This window comes from Franzmannia qiaohouensis (assembly GCF_031451695.1).
GTDB classification, from domain to species: domain Bacteria; phylum Pseudomonadota; class Gammaproteobacteria; order Pseudomonadales; family Halomonadaceae; genus Franzmannia; species Franzmannia qiaohouensis.
The window spans coordinates 155,025-170,016 of sequence record NZ_JARWAM010000001.1; the positions used below are offsets into that span (position 1 = coordinate 155,025).

Annotated in this window: 11 protein-coding genes; all 11 read right to left on the reverse strand. The window is 71.2% G+C overall.

Annotated elements, in window-relative coordinates:
* On the reverse strand, positions 1-288 hold the full coding sequence (locus tag QC821_RS00755; protein ID WP_076745998.1) for a type VI secretion system PAAR protein: 288 nt from the start codon (positions 286-288) through the stop codon (positions 1-3).
* 31 nt (positions 289-319) lie between these two features.
* Positions 320-898, reverse strand: a complete 579-nt coding sequence (locus QC821_RS00760) for a GNAT family N-acetyltransferase (protein WP_076745997.1) — start codon at positions 896-898, stop codon at positions 320-322.
* Complete coding sequence (gene tssM, locus QC821_RS00765; RefSeq protein ID WP_309715624.1) at positions 882-4,532, reverse strand: type VI secretion system membrane subunit TssM; 3,651 nt, start codon at positions 4,530-4,532, stop codon at positions 882-884. Before tssM ends, QC821_RS00760 begins: the two co-directional genes overlap by 17 nt.
* A gap of 79 nt (positions 4,533-4,611) precedes the next feature.
* Positions 4,612-6,042, reverse strand: coding sequence for a type VI secretion system protein TssA (gene tssA, locus QC821_RS00770; RefSeq protein WP_309715627.1), 1,431 nt, complete (start codon positions 6,040-6,042; stop codon positions 4,612-4,614).
* 8 nt (positions 6,043-6,050) lie between these two features.
* The gene (vasI, locus tag QC821_RS00775) at positions 6,051-6,692 is read right to left on the reverse strand and encodes a type VI secretion system-associated protein VasI (protein ID WP_309715630.1); all 642 of its coding nucleotides are present in this window, start codon (positions 6,690-6,692) and stop codon (positions 6,051-6,053) included.
* Positions 6,689-8,278 (reverse strand): sigma 54-interacting transcriptional regulator, encoded by a 1,590-nt coding sequence (locus QC821_RS00780; protein WP_309715633.1) that lies wholly within the window; start codon positions 8,276-8,278, stop codon positions 6,689-6,691. The genes vasI and QC821_RS00780 overlap by 4 nt, the downstream gene beginning before the upstream one ends.
* Before the next feature lie 4 nt (positions 8,279-8,282).
* Positions 8,283-10,904 (reverse strand): type VI secretion system ATPase TssH, encoded by a 2,622-nt coding sequence (gene tssH, locus QC821_RS00785; protein WP_309715635.1) that lies wholly within the window; start codon positions 10,902-10,904, stop codon positions 8,283-8,285.
* Between the two features lie 8 nt (positions 10,905-10,912).
* The gene (gene icmH, locus QC821_RS00790; RefSeq protein WP_083700624.1) at positions 10,913-11,749 is read right to left on the reverse strand and encodes a type IVB secretion system protein IcmH/DotU; all 837 of its coding nucleotides are present in this window, start codon (positions 11,747-11,749) and stop codon (positions 10,913-10,915) included.
* A gap of 2 nt (positions 11,750-11,751) precedes the next feature.
* Positions 11,752-13,086, reverse strand: a complete 1,335-nt coding sequence (gene tssK, locus QC821_RS00795; RefSeq protein ID WP_309715639.1) for a type VI secretion system baseplate subunit TssK — start codon at positions 13,084-13,086, stop codon at positions 11,752-11,754.
* Entirely contained in the window at positions 13,086-13,631 is a 546-nt protein-coding gene (gene tssJ, locus QC821_RS00800) for a type VI secretion system lipoprotein TssJ (protein WP_076745992.1), read from the reverse strand. The genes tssK and tssJ overlap by 1 nt, the downstream gene beginning before the upstream one ends.
* Positions 13,628-14,992: a type VI secretion system-associated FHA domain protein TagH gene (tagH, locus tag QC821_RS00805; protein WP_309715645.1), complete on the reverse strand. Its 1,365-nt coding sequence runs from the start codon at positions 14,990-14,992 to the stop codon at positions 13,628-13,630. The genes tssJ and tagH overlap by 4 nt, the downstream gene beginning before the upstream one ends.

The window sequence follows — 14,992 nt, forward strand, 5'->3', positions numbered from 1 at the left end:
TCAGCTGCCCTCCCCGGTGGCGGAGCCGATCACCACGCCGCCACAGTCCACCGCGTGGCCGGTGAGGGCGGCGGGCTTGCCGTCGATCAGGATCGAGCCCGAGCCCTCGGCGATGGCGCGCGGGTGCTGCGGGTGCTTGGGCTTGTCGTGGGGGGCCAGGGGGTCGCCCAGGCGCGCCACCGGCTTGCCATCGATCATGGTGGTGGGGCTGCCGGCGATGACCGGCGTCGGCGGGAAGCCGTCATGGTCGGTACCGATATCTCCTACGAGTACGAGCTTGCGTCCCATCCGTCGTCCTCCTCTGGTCAGGGCGTCGCCGTCAGTGCCACTCGGCCGGCGCCTCGAAACTGGCCACCTGGGTGGCGTCGGTATGCATGTGTTGGAAGCCGGCGGCCTCCAGGCTGTTAATAGCCGCCTTGCAGCTGACCGGCAGGCGCACCTGCAGCGGGCTGCCGCTGAGGCTGCGGCGCGCCGCCATCAGCAACCGGGCGCCGTGAGCGCTGCCCTGCCACTCCGGCTCGATGTAAAAGAAGCGCAGCTGCCAGGCGGCTTCGTCGTCGGGACGGCAGGCCAGCAGCATGCCCAGCGGCGGCCCGTCGGCGTGGCGCAGCGCCAGCAGCCGGCCCTGCCAGTGGGCCACGCCTTGCGCCTCGCGCTGCAGCCACAGCCCACGGTGCAGGGTGAACTCCAGCGCCCGGCGCAGGGTCTCGATGCGCGCCTCGTCGCGCAGCACCCAGGGCGCCTGGTTGCGCTCGTCGGCGCGGCAGGCGGCGTCGAGGAAGCGCTGGATATCCGCCTCCCGGGCCGCCGCCAGGCCACCGCCAAGCGCCTGGCCGGCTTGCCGCGCAGGCGGGGAGGCGCGCTCGCCCCCCAGCAGCCGCTTAAGTGTCCTCAGCATCCAGGCCTCCTTCGGCGTAGAGGGCGGTGGGCAGCTGGAAGCCGGCAGCCAGCGGACGGGTAAAGGGATTGCGTGAGCCGTTGGCGTTCAGGCGGTAGCGCACGCTGCCGCCGTCGACGCTGAAGCGCAGTTCCAGTTCACGCTCGCTGGCCGAGGTGATCTCGGCCTCGTCGAGCAGCCGGAACCAGGCCCAGGCGCCGTCGCGGGTCAGGCTGCGCGGCGAGCGGTTGACCTCGCTGGGCACCAGGGTCACGCGGCTCTCGGTGCCGCCGCGCAGCGCATTGGGCCAGATCATCGAGACCCGGCTGCTGGCGCTGTGGGCGTACTCGATCAGTTGCCCATCGACGCTGATCACGCTGCGCCGCTTGTCGGGGCTGAGACTGACCGGCTCGAGGGAGAACTCCACGTCGAGGGCGCCGTCGCGGCCGAAGTAGGCCTCGCGGATGCGCTCGGCGCGCTGCACGGCGGTAAACACGCTGTCGCGCAGCAGCGAGTTGCCGTCGGCATCGAGCAGCTCCTGGGGCGCCTCCTCGATAAACGGCCGCAGGTTGTCCTGATAGAAGGCATCGAGGGTGCCGCCGGGGGCGAAGAAGGTCTCGAAGTCGGCGAGCGCCACGTCCCGCGAGGCATTCGGTGCCAGCGGGTAGCGGCCGGCCAGGCGCTCCTGGTAGGGCGCCACCACGTCATCCAGCCACTGGTGCTCGAGGTGGCGAATGGCGCTGGCCATCAGCAGCTGCCAGCTCTGGTCGGCGAGACTCTCGAGCATGCCGTCGACCGGCGCCGGGGTGTCCTCGGCGATGCGCTGCAGGTTGTGGATCGGGTCGCCGCCGCGCAGCGCCAGGCGGTCGCGAGCGCTGACGAAGGCCGCGCGGCCCGGATCGCTGGCGCCCTGCACCTGGCGCAGGTAGTCGCGCAGCTCGGCGATCGCCTCCTTGATCTCGGTGAGCTGCGCCGGATTGCCGTTGCGCGCCTCGAGCAGGCCGTTGAGATCGCGGAAGTGGCGCTCGATATCGCCGGCCAGGCGGTAGCGCGGCGAGCGCTCCAGCGCGCGGCGCGCAGTCTCGTCGTCCTCGGGCAGCTCGGGATAGAGCCGGGTGTGGGTGGCGACCTCGCCGAGCAGCCGGTCCAGCGGGCGACTGGCGCCGAGCAGCGCATCGGCCACGACCACCGCCTGGTCGATGTCGGGGATCGGCACCAGCGCGATATCGTCGAGGGCCTGGCGCCAGGTGACGTGGTAGTCGCTGACGTAGCGCTCGCGCAGGGCATCCTGCAGCTGGCGCTGATCGGCCTCGCTGAAGTCGATATCGTCGCGCTGGCCCAGCACCCACAGGTCGATCAGCGCCAGGTCGGTGGCCTGGTCGAGCTCCTGCAGGAAGTAGCCCTCGAAGCCGTTGCGCGTCGTCAGGCTGGGAATACGCACATTGGCGGGGTCGTCGTCGCGCGCCATGAACACCGCGCTGAAGGTCGGCCCGACGCCCTGGCGCAGGTCCAGCACGGCGCCGCTGCGGCGGTCGCTGCCGGCCTTGAGGGTGGCGTAGACGCGTTCGTCCATGGGCTGGCGCGCGAGCGCCTGCTGGGCGCTCTCGATGCTGCCGCGCAGCGGCTGCATGGCCAGTTCGGCTTGGCGGTCGCCGGCGGCGGCATGGCCTTCGAGGTCGGTGAAGGCCAGGGCGTAGTCGAGGTGCGCCAGCAGGCGCTCCTGGACGCTGCCGCGCTGCGGGAATTCGCGCTGCCAGCGGCGCGCCATGAAGTCGTGCACCCGCTCGGCCTGGCGGCCGCTAGCATCCGACATCATGCGCAGGATGCGCAGCAGCGCCAGCTGCTCGTTGCTGCCCTCTTCGGCACGGTTCATGTCATCCATGATCCCGACCATCAGCGAGGGCAGGAAGTGGTACTCGAGCATCGCCAGGTAGGCGCTTTCGACGTCGCGCCCCACGGCGCCCTGGTAGAGCCCCATATCGGCGATCAGCGGCATCTGCTCGCGGTGGTCGCCGAAGGCCAGGGTGGCGCCGCGCAGGCGGTCGAGCGGTTCGAGCAGGGCATAGCCGGTGGGGTCGTCGCTGTGCAGCTCGGAGGGCTGCGCGGCGAGGAAGGCCTCGGTGCGCGCCTCGACATCGGCCAGCGCAGCGGCGTTCTTCTGGTAGAAGTGACTCCAGCCGCCGACCATGGCCGCCCCCACGAACAGGCACGCCAGCATGCTGACGCGGCGCAGCCGCTGGCGACGCCGGGCGGCGCGGGCGTTGTCGCCGGCCAGCCCCGCCTCGGGGTAGATCACCTTGTCGAACAGCTCCTCGGTGAAGTAGAGCGCGCTGCGTGCCGCCCGATGGGCCGGCTGCACGCTGTCGGCCATGCCGTAGCGGCGCGCCGCGGCGTCGACGAAGGGGTCTTCGGGCACGCCCTGCTGATACACCGAGGTGAAGTAGGTGCCGCGGACCATGGCCGCGGTGGAGAAGCGGTCGCTGGACAGCGCCTCGGTCAGGAAGCCCTGCAGCACGTCACGCAAGCCGGCGAGCTGGCGCACGAAGCGGAACACCGCCTCGCGCTCCTCACGGTCACGGCACTCGGCGAGCAGCGCCGGCAGGCTGGCATTGAGGCGCTCGAGCATGGCGTCGAAGGAGTCGCCGAACTCGCTCTCCCACAGCCCGGGCCGCTCGATCGACTCGGGGCTGAAGGTGAAGCCCAACGGCGCGCGGCGCGCGGCCCGCGAGTAGTGGCGGAAGAAGTCATCGAAGCCGTGCAGCAGGTCCATCTTGCTGAAGGTCACATAGACCGGCAGGCGCGCGCCGTGGCGCTCCATCAGCTCGCGCAGGCGGGCACGCAGCAGCGAGGCGTAGGCCTTGCGCACCGCGACCCGGGCATCGCTGAGGCGCGCCAGGTCGAGTACCAGCACCACGCCGTCCAGCGGGCGTTGCGCACGCCGGTGCTCCAGCCAGTCGACGAAGTGGTCCCACAGCCGGCTCTGGACTTCCTGGGGCTCGCCGCCCTCCAGCGCGCCCTGGGTGAGCAGCTCGCCGTCGGGGTCGATCAGTACCGCCTTGTCGCCGATCCACCAGTCGAAGCCGAACTGGCCGTGCTTCTTGCCCTGGCCGGAGGCCTTCATCACGTGGGTGAGGGAGAAGTTCTGCCCGGAGCGGTTGATCAGGCTGGTCTTGCCGGCATTCTCGATGCCCATCACCAGGTACCAGGGCAGCTTGTAGCGCGCGCTGCCACCGCCACCCAAGCTGTCCTCCAGCTCGTGCAGGGTCGCGTCGAGGGTCTCCTCCTGGCGCTCCACCTGGGCCTGGGCCGGGTCGAGCTGCAGGCGCTCGGCGTGGCTGCGCTCCTCGTCGACCTGGCGCAGCCGGCGCGCCAGGCGCACGCCCCATACCAGTGCCACCACGGTGACCAGCGCCAGGGTCGCCAGCAGGCGATTGGGCCAGGGGCCGAGCGGGAAGACCTCGCGAACCTCCCAGCGCGGCCCCAGCCACCAGATCGCCACCACCAGGGCGATCAGCAGCAGCCACCACAGTGCCACGATGACGCGCTTGAGCCCCTTGGCCTTGTTGGCGTGGCCCTTGGCCTGATTGACGTTGCTTTGGGCGCGTGATGCGCCAGGCACGAAGCGGCCCAGCGCCGACTTGATTCCTCTCCACATGAGCCTTATCCCTCGTCCCTGTCGTGCGTTATGTAGTGCATGGTCGTGCTCCTGCGCGCGCGGCGCCTGTTGCGTGGCATCAGCCCTTGAGCGATGCCCGGAGCCGTGCGACCAGCGCCGGCTCCCACTGCTCCAATTCGAGTTCGGCCACTGCGTCGTGCAGGGCCTGGTAGTGCTGCTGGGCCAGGCTCTCGAGCCCGGCCGCCGCCATCAGGTCGGCACTGGCCAGCCGCCAGTAGGCGCTGTCGCGAGGCGAGCGCGCCGCGGCCAGGCCCTGGTCGAGCATGCCCAGCGCCGGCGCCAGCCCGTCGCTGTCGAGGCACTCGCGGGCGGCGTCGAGGGCCACCTGCCACGGCTCGGCGTCGCCGCCGCCGCGCGCCTCGCCGGCGGCCCCGGGGGCGCTGTGCAGCCAGCGCAGCGTCTCGTCGTCGACGAACGGGCTGGCATCGTTGAAGCTCAGCGCCTCGATGCCCGGCAGCCGTTCGAGAAAGCGCGCCGCCTCGTCACGAATCGCCGCCGCACAGCGAGCGTGGCCGAGCCGCTCGGCCAGCTGGGCGCTTAGCCGGTGGCCCTCCAGCCAGTAAGGGCTGACCGCCAGGCTGTTCTCGATGCGCCGCCACAGCGCCAGGTCGCCGCCCTTGGCCAGTGCCTCGCGGTAGTCGGCGATGCGGTCGGCGGAGACCGGCGCCAGCTCGGTACGGCCGCCCTCCCGCGACGCCGGCAACGCCTGGATCGCGGTCCAGATGGCGTGGCGGCGCAGGCGATAGCCGAGCGCATCGCCGGGCGACTGCTCGTTGAGGAAGTCGGCCAGCTTGAGCAGCACCTGGCGGTTGGCGCGCTCGTTGCCCGCCTCCAGGCGTAGCTCGGGCAGCTTGGTGGCGCTATTCGCCGGCGGCGTGCTCGCCCCCGGGGTGTTGGCTGCCGACGCGGCATTGCTCGCCGCCGCGGGGGGCGGCGCTTCACGGCTTGGCCGCAGGGCGTGCAGCTGGCGCGCCAGCTCGGCCAGGGCATCGTCGGGCAGCTGGCGGGCCGTGGCCGCCTCGCGCAGCGCCTCGAGGGCCTGCTGGCAGGCCTGGTATTCGTCCTCGGCGCTGCCGAAGTCGAGCGCAGCGGCGAGCTTCACCGCGCGCTGGGCGAACTGCGCGAACAGCCGCGGACGACGCTTGGCGCCACGCGGCCCGGCATAGGGGTAGGCGGCGTCCCACCACTGCTCGAGGCAGCCGGCCAGCAGCCGCAGCGACAGCGCAAAGCGCACCGCGTCGCCGTCGCGCTGCAGGCAGTGCAGCAGATGCCCCAGTACCCGCAGGTCCTTGCCCGCCTGGCCGAGCAGGCGCACGGCGCGGGTCTCGGCGCCCTCCCAGTCGACCTCGCCGTGCTGCAGCGAGCCGACCTTCATCATCTCCTCGTCGAGCCACAGGTAGTCCGCGCTCTCCTCGACGTCGGCGCCGACCCGCGACTCGCCCAGCGGGGCGAGCAGTGCGGCAAGCTGAGTGTCGGACGTGATACGCATGGATTCCCTCACCAACGACAGCTGTCGCGCAGCGGCTGGATGCGCTGACGCAGCTCGCCGATATCGAAGCGCAGCCCGTCGAGGGTGGCGACCTCGCTGGCCAATAGCAGCTCGTCTGCGTCGAGCAGTTGACGCAGGGTCTCGATCGCTGGCAAGCCGCGGCCGCCGCTGACCACATGGCCGGCATCACGCACCCGCCACGCCTGGCTCAGCGCCCGGCCGCCGGCGCCCAGGGTCAGCTCCGCCCGCGGCACATCGAGGGCCTCGGGCAGGTGCAGCTGGAAGCGGGTGATCGACTTCTCGCAGGCGATCACCAGCAGCGGCCGCGGCGGCGTGGTACCGCGGGCCGGGGCACTGAGCAGCACGTCGCCGTTACGCGCGTCGACGCGCAGCGAAAAATCGTCGGCATCGCGGCCGGCTTCCAGGCGCTCGATGGCGTGCCACAGCGGTGGCAGGCCGACCTCGTCCGCCGCCTCGTCCAGGTCCTGAAACAGGGCGTCATAGCAGCCCAGGCGCTCGAGCCGCGAGGGCTCGGCGGCACACTCACGCGCCGCCTCGAGCGGATCGGCAATGGCCGCTTGGCTCAGCGCGAGCAGCAGCCCCACCAGGGCGGCCTGGCCGCTCGGCCATATCACTCGCATCACATTCATGGGGCATCCACTTCCAGCAGTCGGCACTTGTGTGCCAGGGTTCGCTTGGGCACGCCGAGGCTCTCGGCGGCCAGGGCACGGTTGCCGTCGAAATAGCGCAGACGCTGACGAATCAGCTCGGCCTCGAAGTCGCGCAGCGCCTGGCGCAGGTCATCGACCCGCGCGGATGCCGTTGGCGGCGCTGCAGCGTGGGCCTCTGCGACCGGCTCGCTGGCCTCGCCGGGTAGCGCCGAGGCCTCGAGGTCGGCCCCCGGCGGCGACATGGCGCAGGCGTAATCGATCAGGTTCTTCAGCTCGCGCACGTTGCCCGGGTAGTCGCGCTCGCGCAGCTGGCGCAGCGCCGCCGGCGTGATACCTACCTCGTCGCGCCCCTCGCGGGCGCAGAAGTCGGCGACGAAGGCCTGGGCCAGGGGGGCGATGTCCTCGCGCCGCTCGCCCAGCGGCGGCAGGCTGAGCGGAAACTGGCCCAGGCGATAGTAGAGGTCGGCGCGGAAGCGCTGGTCGCGGATTCGCTCGCGCAGCGGCTGGTGAGTGGCGGCCACCAGCCGCAGGTCGGCGCAGCGCTCGTCGCTGGCCCCCAGCGGACGGTAGCGCCCGCTCTCCAGCACGCGCAGCAGCTTGGCCTGCAGCGCCAGCGGCATGTCGCCGATCTCGTCGAGAAACAGGGTGCCGCCGTCGGCCTGGCCGATCAGCCCCTCGCGGGCCTGGTCGGCCCCGGAGAAGGCCCCCTTGGCGTGGCCGAACAGCTCCGACTCGAGCAGCGCCTCGGGGATCGCCGCGCAGTTGATGGCCATGAACGGCCCCTCGGCCCGCGCCGAGAAGCGATGAATGGCGCGCGCCACGCAGTCCTTGCCGGTGCCGGTCTGGCCCTGCAGCAGCACCGCCAGCTGGGTTTCGGCGGCGCGAATCACCTGGCTGCGCAGGCGCTGCATGGCCGCCGAATCCCCCAGCAGGTCATCGGCCAGCTGGTCGGCCAGGCTCTGGCGCCGGGCGCCATCGTTGAGCTTGGCCAGCGAGTCGCGCAGCACCGCCGAACGCTGACGCTCGCCCTGGGCCCGCGCCAGTCGCGCCCACAGCCGGCACAGCAGCGCCTCGAAGGCGGCAAACTCGGCGTCCGCGGCCAGCCCGGCGAGGGTGTCCGCCTCGCCGGCCAGCGCCAGCGCCCCCAGCCACTCGCGGGGACCATCCAGCGCGCGCAGCGGCCGAATCTGCAGCCGCAGGGCGCCCGGCAGCGCCGCCACCTGGGCCTGGAAATCGGGATGATCAAGCCGCGTGCGCGCCTCGGCCACGCTCAGGTCAAGCGGCTCGCCGCGCCGGATGGCATGCGCGTAGGGGTGGCGAAAGTCGTCGCAGTCGAGGCGCACATCGGCATCATCGCGGCCCAGCCAGCGCCCGCTGCCCTCGACGAACAGGCACTCGACCCAGGCCAGCCCCAGGCTGTCCCGCAGCAGCCGGCTACTGCACGCGCGCAGGGCCGCCGGGGTGGCGCACTCGACCAGCGCCAGCGCCGTGGGCATGGCAGCGAGCCCCAGGCTCGCGGCCTGCCGCGCCTCGCCCTGCGCCATGTCGATCGCCCGCGCACTCATGGTGTCACGCCACCTCCGCGGTAAAGGCGCCGCTCTCGGCATCCACGCCCAGCGCCACTCGAGTCACCGTCTCGCGCCGCGCCATGCGCTCGAGCAGCGCCTGGGAGAGCGGCGGCAGCAGTTCGCCGTCGATCACCGACTCGAGCATGCGGGCGCCGTTCTCGCTGCGCGTGGCGCGGGCGCAGATGGCGTCGCGCAGGGCGTCGTCGAGGTGCACCTCGGCGTGCCGGTGGCGCTCGCCGATGCGCCGTGCCAGGGTCTCGAGCTTGGCGGCGACGATGGCCTGCAGGGTCGCGCCGGAGAGCGGCAGGTAGGGCACCACTTCCATGCGTGCCAGCAACGCCGGCTTGAAGAAGTCGGCCAGCACCGGGTAGAGCGCGGCGTCCAGCGCCTCGCGGTCATCGCCGTGGGCGACGATGGCTTCAAAGCCGAGGTTGGAGGTGAGGAAGAACACCACGTTCTTGCAGTCGATCAGGCGCCCCTCGCCGTCGGCCAGCTCGCCCTTGTCGAAGGCCTGGTAGAACAGGTTGAGCACGTCGGGGTGGGCCTTCTCGACCTCGTCGAGCAGCACCACCGAGTAGGGACGCTGACGGATCGCCTCGGTCAGCAGGCCGCCCTCGCCGAAGCCCACATAGCCCGGCGGCGAGCCGATCAGCCGCGATACGGTGTGCTTCTCCTGGTACTCGGACATGTTGATGGTGGTGAGGAACTGGCGGCCGCCGTAGAGGTGCTCGGCGATCTGCACCACGGTCTCGGTCTTGCCTACGCCACTGGGCCCAACCAGCAGGAAGGCGCCCAGCGGCCGGCCGGGGCGGCGCAGGTCGGCGCGCGCGGTGAGCAGGTGGCGGTGAACCCGTTCGATGGCGATCTCCTGCCCCTGCACCAGCCGCCCCAGGTGGGTGGGCAGCTCGGTTAGACGGGTCAACTCGTCGCTGGTCATGCGCTCCACCGGCACCCCGGTCCAGTCGCCGATGACCTGGGCGATCTGCGCCTCCTCGACGCTGGCATTGACCAGCGCGAAGGCCTGCTGCAGTTCGCGCAGGCGCGCCTCGTGCTCGGCCAGGGCGGCGTGGGGGTCGGCCTCGTCCTGCTCCTCGCTGGTGTGCTCCTCGCCGTCGAGCAGCTGGCGATGCAGGGCGACGATGGCATCGACGCACTCGCGCTGCTGCTGCCAGGCCGCCTCCAGGCTGGCCAGCTCGTCGTCCAGCCGGCCCAGCCGCGCCGCCAGTTCGTCGCGCTGCTCGGCGTCGGGGCTGCGGCCCAGCAGCGCCTCGCGCTCGAGCTGGTCGCGCTCGCGCAGCGTGGCCAGATGCTCGCTCTTGAGGTGGCTGAGCCGCCGCGGCGGCGTCTCCAGCGCCTGGGAGAGCCGTGCACAGGCGGTATCCAGCACGTCGATGGCCTTGTCGGGCAGCTGGCGGCCGGCCAGATAGCGCGCCGAGAGGGCCGCGGCGGCGCGCAGGCCGCTGTCGCCGATCAGCACGCCGTGGGCCCGCTCGTAGACGTCGCGCAGGCCGCGCAGGATCACCAGCGCCTGCTCGACGCTGGGCTCGGCCAGCGCCACCGGCTGAAAGCGCCGCGACAGCGCCGGGTCCTTCTCGAAGTACTTCTTGTACTCGCGCCAGGTGGTAGCGGCAATCGTGCGCAGCTCGCCCCGCGCCAGCGCCGGCTTGAGCAGGTTGGCGGCATCGCCACCGCCCTCCTGGTTGCCGGCGCCGATCAGGGTGTGCGCCTCGTCGATGAACAGCAGGGTCGGCTTGGCGGCATGCTTGACCTCGTCGATCACCGCCTTGAGACGCTTCTCGAACTCGCCCTTGACCGCGGCACCGGCCTGCAGCGCGCCGAGGTCGAGGGTCATCAGCTCGACATCGGCCAGCGCTGTGGGTACCTCGCCGGCCACGATGCGCGCCGCCAGCCCCTCGACCACGGCGCTCTTGCCGACCCCGGCATCGCCGATCACGATGGGGTTGTTCTTGCGCCGCCGACCGAGGATATCGAGCATCTGGTCGATCTCGGGATCGCGGCCCAGCACCGGGTCGAGCTCGCCGCGCCGGGCCTGCTCGGTGAGCGAGGTGGCGAAGCGCGCCAGGGCGCTGTCGCCTTCGCCGGCGGCGCTGCTGCGCCGCGCTGGCGCTGCGTCGCTGTCACGCGGGGCCTCGGCGGAATCCGCGCTGAGCCGTTCGAGATTGGTGCGCAGGCTCTCGCGGTTGATCCCGGCGAGCAGTGCCTGGCTGCGCGGCCCCAGGTAGCGCGAGGCGTTGTGCAACAGCGCGGTGAAGATCACCCCGCTGCGCAGCGTCTGGTGGCCGTACTCGGTGGCGGCCAGCAGCCAGGCGTCCTGCAGCAGCTCGACCAGCAGCGGCGAGAAGCTTGGCGTGGCGACCTCGAGATCCTGGGCCGGGCGAGTCTCCTCGGCCAGCCGCGCACGCAGCGTCTCGGCGTCGATCTCCAGCGTGTCGAGCAGGCTGCGCAGGTCGCACAGCGGCTGGTCGATCAGCGCCTGCAGCAGGTGCCCGGCGGTGACCTCCGGCGCCTGCTGTTCGGCGCACAGCACGGCGGCCTGTTCCAGGCCCTGGCGGGCGATGGCATTGAGTCGGCCGATGAGTGCCGGAAGCGCTACCCTGAGCATGTCGTCTCCTAACGATGAATCTGATCGAGCAAGGCACTGACCTGGCCTGCCTGCTGGTCGAGGGACCAGGCGAGCCCCAGATAGACGCCCACCATGGCCACGCCAAACAGCGCGAAGATCGCCCATATCGGCAGGCCACGGCCGCCGCGGCGGCGACCGCGCACCACGTTGTCCAGCGGCCGGGTGAGCATGTCGTCCGGCGCTTCGCCGAGGGCCGCCAGCTGGTCGCCCAGGGCACGCACCACCTGCTCGTACTCCTCGCGCCCCTGGGTCATGACGCGATAGCGCCCTTCGAAGCCCAGGCACAGGCAGAGGTAGATGAAGGCCAGCATGTCGCGGTAGCGCTGCGGCTCCTGCTGCAGGCGGGCGAGGATCGAGAAGACCTTCTCGCCGCCCCAGGTCTCGTTGTGGAAGCGGGTCAGCAGCGAGTGCTCCGCCCAGGCGCTCTGCTGGCCCCAGTCGCTGCCCATCACCGCTTCGTCGATGAACGAGCAGAGCACGTAGCGGTAGGCGAGCAGGGTCGGACGGTCGTAGCCCTGCTCGGTGAGCTCGACCTCGATCGCGGCGATCTCGTCGACCACCTGGCGATAGAGCCGCTCGATGTCATCCATGCTGTCGAGCTGGCGTACCCGCACCACCATGCCCAGCAGCGAGCTCGCCGCATCCACCAGCGGGTTGAGGCTGTGGCCGCGCAGCCGGAACCAGTAGTCCTCGTCGGCATCGAGATGCTCGGCGTGGCTGTGGATCAGCTGGTCGAGGCCCTTGTTGTCGATACGATCTTCGTGGCGTAGCGGACTGTAGCGGTCCTGTGCAGCGTTGCTGCCTGTCATCGTGAGGTCTTGCATGCTTAGCTCCTGATCGCCCAGAACTGCATTTCCAATCCAGGGAAGTCGCCCGCCACGTGGAAGGCGAAGCCGCTGGCCCCGTCGAGCATCTGCCAGGCCTGGCTCTGGCGGTCGAGCTGGAAGTAGCTGTAGCCGGCGTGATAGGGCAACTCACGCGGCGCTACCGGCAGCGGCGTCAGCGGCACCCCGGGCAGCTGCAGGCTGATGAGGTCGCGAATGCGCTCGACGCTGGCGACCTTGGTCTGCTGCAGGAACAGCTTGCGCAGCCGTTCGTGGGGCATGTCGGCACGCACCGCGAGAATGAAGTCGGCGGCGTCGAGCAGGCTCGGGTCCGAGAGCGGCGCCACCAGCAGGCCGAAGCGCCGCGACTGCAGCTGGATGGCCAGGGCGCGCGGCTCGAGCACCGTCGACAGCGACTGGCGCAGGCTCTGCATCAGTGGCCGGAAGGCGCGCTCGGGGTGGTCGTGGTCGTAGGCCGGAAACTCCGGCGGCAGCCGCGATTCGTCGGTGAAGGTGACCAGCTCGCTGGCGGTCTCGAGCATGGTGTCGTAGAGCCGCTCGGGGTGCAGCTGGCCGAGCCGCGCCAGATGCTGGAAGCGCGGCTGGGCGCGGTTGAGCAGCTGCAGCAGCATGAAATCCGAGACGTCGGCGACGCCGGTCTGGTGCGGCGTGGCCAGGCGCTGCGAGATATTGCGGGCGCGCTCGCGCATCAGCCCGGCCATCTCGCCGACGAAGCGCTGCAGGCCGCTGGCGGCCTGGACGTTGAGCAGGGTCGGCAGGAACTGGTCATCGAGTACCAGGCTGCCGTCGGCGCGCCGCTCGACGATGCGCGCCACCGCCAGGCAGGCGTAGGCGCTGCGGTCATCGCGCTCGAGCAGCAGCCGCGGCGCCACCCGCGCCACCTCGAGATCGGCGTGGTCGCCGTCGCGGGAGTGCAGGTCACGCACCTGGCGGGTCGAGGCGCGGTAGCGCGCTGGCAGCGCGTCGTCGGGCCAGTGCACTTCGCCCACCGCATCGGTGGCCAGCGGCAGGCCCAGGTAGACCACCTGGTTGGTGATCGAGGCGTCGTCGATCTCCAGCGGCGCAGGCTCGATGTCGTCATCCGGCAGTTGGAAGGCGGTGCCGTCGGGCATCACCCCGCTGGCGCGGCTGATGGCGACGCGCCCGAAGCTGAGGAATTCGGCGTTGAGCTCCAGCGTCAGAAAGCCGTAGAGGTCATGACTGACCCCACGCAGGCGCATGTCGACCAGCCCCTCGAGGCTGCGCTGCTGCTGCTGGAAGTGCTGCGGCTTGATGAACAGCCCCTCACTCCAGACCACTCGGTTGCGGCTGGCCATCAGTCTTCCTTCCTCAGCTCGGCTTCCAGGGCGCGCAGATGCACCAGCAGGTGATAGTGCTGGCCCCGCGACTGCACCTTGACCACCTTCTTCCACTCCGCCTCTTCGGTGTTGGCGTAGAAGGCGATGAGGCCGATATAGCGCGTCTCTTCGTCGACCTCGAACGGCTCGTAGAACTTCCACTGCCCGGGGAGCAGGGTGAAGTCGTCGTGGGTCAGGTAGTTGGTGCCCAGCGCCTCCTCCAGGTCGTCGCGCAGCTGGCCGAGGTCGGCGGCCATGAGCATCGAGTCGTCCTTGAGCTGGAGGATCTGGAAGCGCAGCGGCGTGCCCTCGCCGTCGACGTTGGGATTGACGTCGGGCTCGGCGATCATCGCCAGGTCGACCCGCGTCGGACGGTCCTCGGGGTAGCCTACCGGTATCGACGGATCGCGCAGCACCTGCCAGGTCTTGCTGCCGGCCTCACGGGTCGAGGCGCAGCCGCTGAGCAGCAGGGCGACCAGTACCAGACAGCACCAGCCGGCGTAGCGGGAGGTCAGATGAGTCATGCTCCCTCCCGCTGCTGGCGACGCACCGACTGGTCATAGGCCTGCTCGAAGACTTCCCAGAACAGCTTCTCGAAGCCCTGCTGGCGCCCGGAGTTGAGCTCCTGGAAGTAGTGGCGGTACATGTCCCAGGCCCAGCCGCCTTCGTCCTCGACCCGGCTGCCGGCGCCGCGGTAGGCATGAAAACGCTTGAGCAGCGCCTCGGGAGCGAAGGCCGAGAGAATCGCCTGCAGCGCCTCGCCGATGGCATCCTCCACCGCCGCCTGGTGCTGGCCCTGGTGGGCCAGGCACTCGGCCACCGCCGCCGGCGCCGAGAGGTGCACCGGACTGCGCTCGGCGGCAAACAGGGTGGAGACGGTCTCGCGGTAGGGCTGGCCCAGGCGCAGCGGGTTGTCCTCGATGGGCTGCAGGCGGCGGTCGCGCAGTGGGTAGCGGCTATCGTCCTGGGCCTGGTGCAGCGCCTGCAGGCCTTCGATGGCCGCGCGCAGCGTGTTGCCGGCTTCCTGCAGGAAGGCCTGCTGCTCGGTCGTGTCGCGAAAGCGCAGCTCGGCGCCCATGGCGCGCAGCAGCGGATCGGCGCCGACGTGCCCTGCCGCCGAGGGGGCCGGCTCCTGCCAGCGGTCCTCGAGCTGCTCGCCCACCGAGCGTTCCAGATCGTCCAGCAGCCGTTCATCCATTTGCGTACTCCTGTCCATGCCCGTCTCCTCGCGTTGTTTGATGGCCGGCATGCGCATCGCCGCCTGACGCCGATCGTGTAGGTCATATGCCCTGTCGCCCGGGGCTTGGGTCTCGTCCCAGGCGCTGTCGAGCACATCGATTACCGTCTCGTCGTCGCCGGCCGGGTCGGCCAGCGCGCTGAGCGGGTCGCGCTGCCGCGCTCCCGGGGTCGACTCGCCGAGCGCCTCGAGCGGATCGTCATGGCGCGCCGGGGCGGCCTGCTTGAGCGGCGCCCCGCTGCCGTCCAGCGCCTCCTGTTCCTCGGTGACCAGTGCCGCCAGCGGCTGGGCGCCGGGCTGGGCCGCCTGGCGGTCGCCGAGGTGAACCCGCAGCCGGTACTCGCCGACCAGCAGCTCATCGCCGTCGCGTAGTGCGACTCGCCGGTCGCGGCCGACCGGCAGGGTGGCGTGATTGACGAAGGTCTGGCCGCTGCGGTCGACCAGGCAGAAGCGCCCGTCCTGGCGCTGCAGCTGGGCGTGGCCCGGCTGGATGCGCCCGGCGTGGTCCTGCAGCAGCCAGTCGTCGCTGCCGCCGCTGCCCAGGGTGCCGCCCGCCTCGTGGAACACGTGGCTGCTGGTCGAGCGCCCCTCGAGGCGCTCGCTGTTGGTGACCACCAGGGTGATGGCCGAGTGTCGGGTCGCGTGCAT

Bases quoted from the DNA above. Each gene is read 5' to 3' on its own strand.
- vasI (WP_309715630.1), bottom strand. From the start codon at position 6,692: ATGAATGTGATGCGAGTGATATGGCCGAGCGGCCAGGCCGCCCTGGTG.
- tssM (WP_309715624.1), bottom strand. From the start codon at position 4,532: ATGTGGAGAGGAATCAAGTCGGCGCTGGGCCGCTTCGTGCCTGGCGCA.
- QC821_RS00760 (WP_076745997.1), bottom strand. From the start codon at position 898: ATGCTGAGGACACTTAAGCGGCTGCTGGGGGGCGAGCGCGCCTCCCCG.
- icmH (WP_083700624.1), bottom strand. From the start codon at position 11,749: ATGCAAGACCTCACGATGACAGGCAGCAACGCTGCACAGGACCGCTAC.
- QC821_RS00780 (WP_309715633.1), bottom strand. From the start codon at position 8,278: ATGAGTGCGCGGGCGATCGACATGGCGCAGGGCGAGGCGCGGCAGGCC.
- tssA (WP_309715627.1), bottom strand. From the start codon at position 6,042: ATGCGTATCACGTCCGACACTCAGCTTGCCGCACTGCTCGCCCCGCTG.
- tagH (WP_309715645.1), bottom strand. From the start codon at position 14,992: ATGCACGCGACCCGACACTCGGCCATCACCCTGGTGGTCACCAACAGC.
- QC821_RS00755 (WP_076745998.1), bottom strand. From the start codon at position 288: ATGGGACGCAAGCTCGTACTCGTAGGAGATATCGGTACCGACCATGAC.
- tssJ (WP_076745992.1), bottom strand. From the start codon at position 13,631: ATGACTCATCTGACCTCCCGCTACGCCGGCTGGTGCTGTCTGGTACTG.
- tssK (WP_309715639.1), bottom strand. From the start codon at position 13,086: ATGGCCAGCCGCAACCGAGTGGTCTGGAGTGAGGGGCTGTTCATCAAG.
- tssH (WP_309715635.1), bottom strand. From the start codon at position 10,904: ATGCTCAGGGTAGCGCTTCCGGCACTCATCGGCCGACTCAATGCCATC.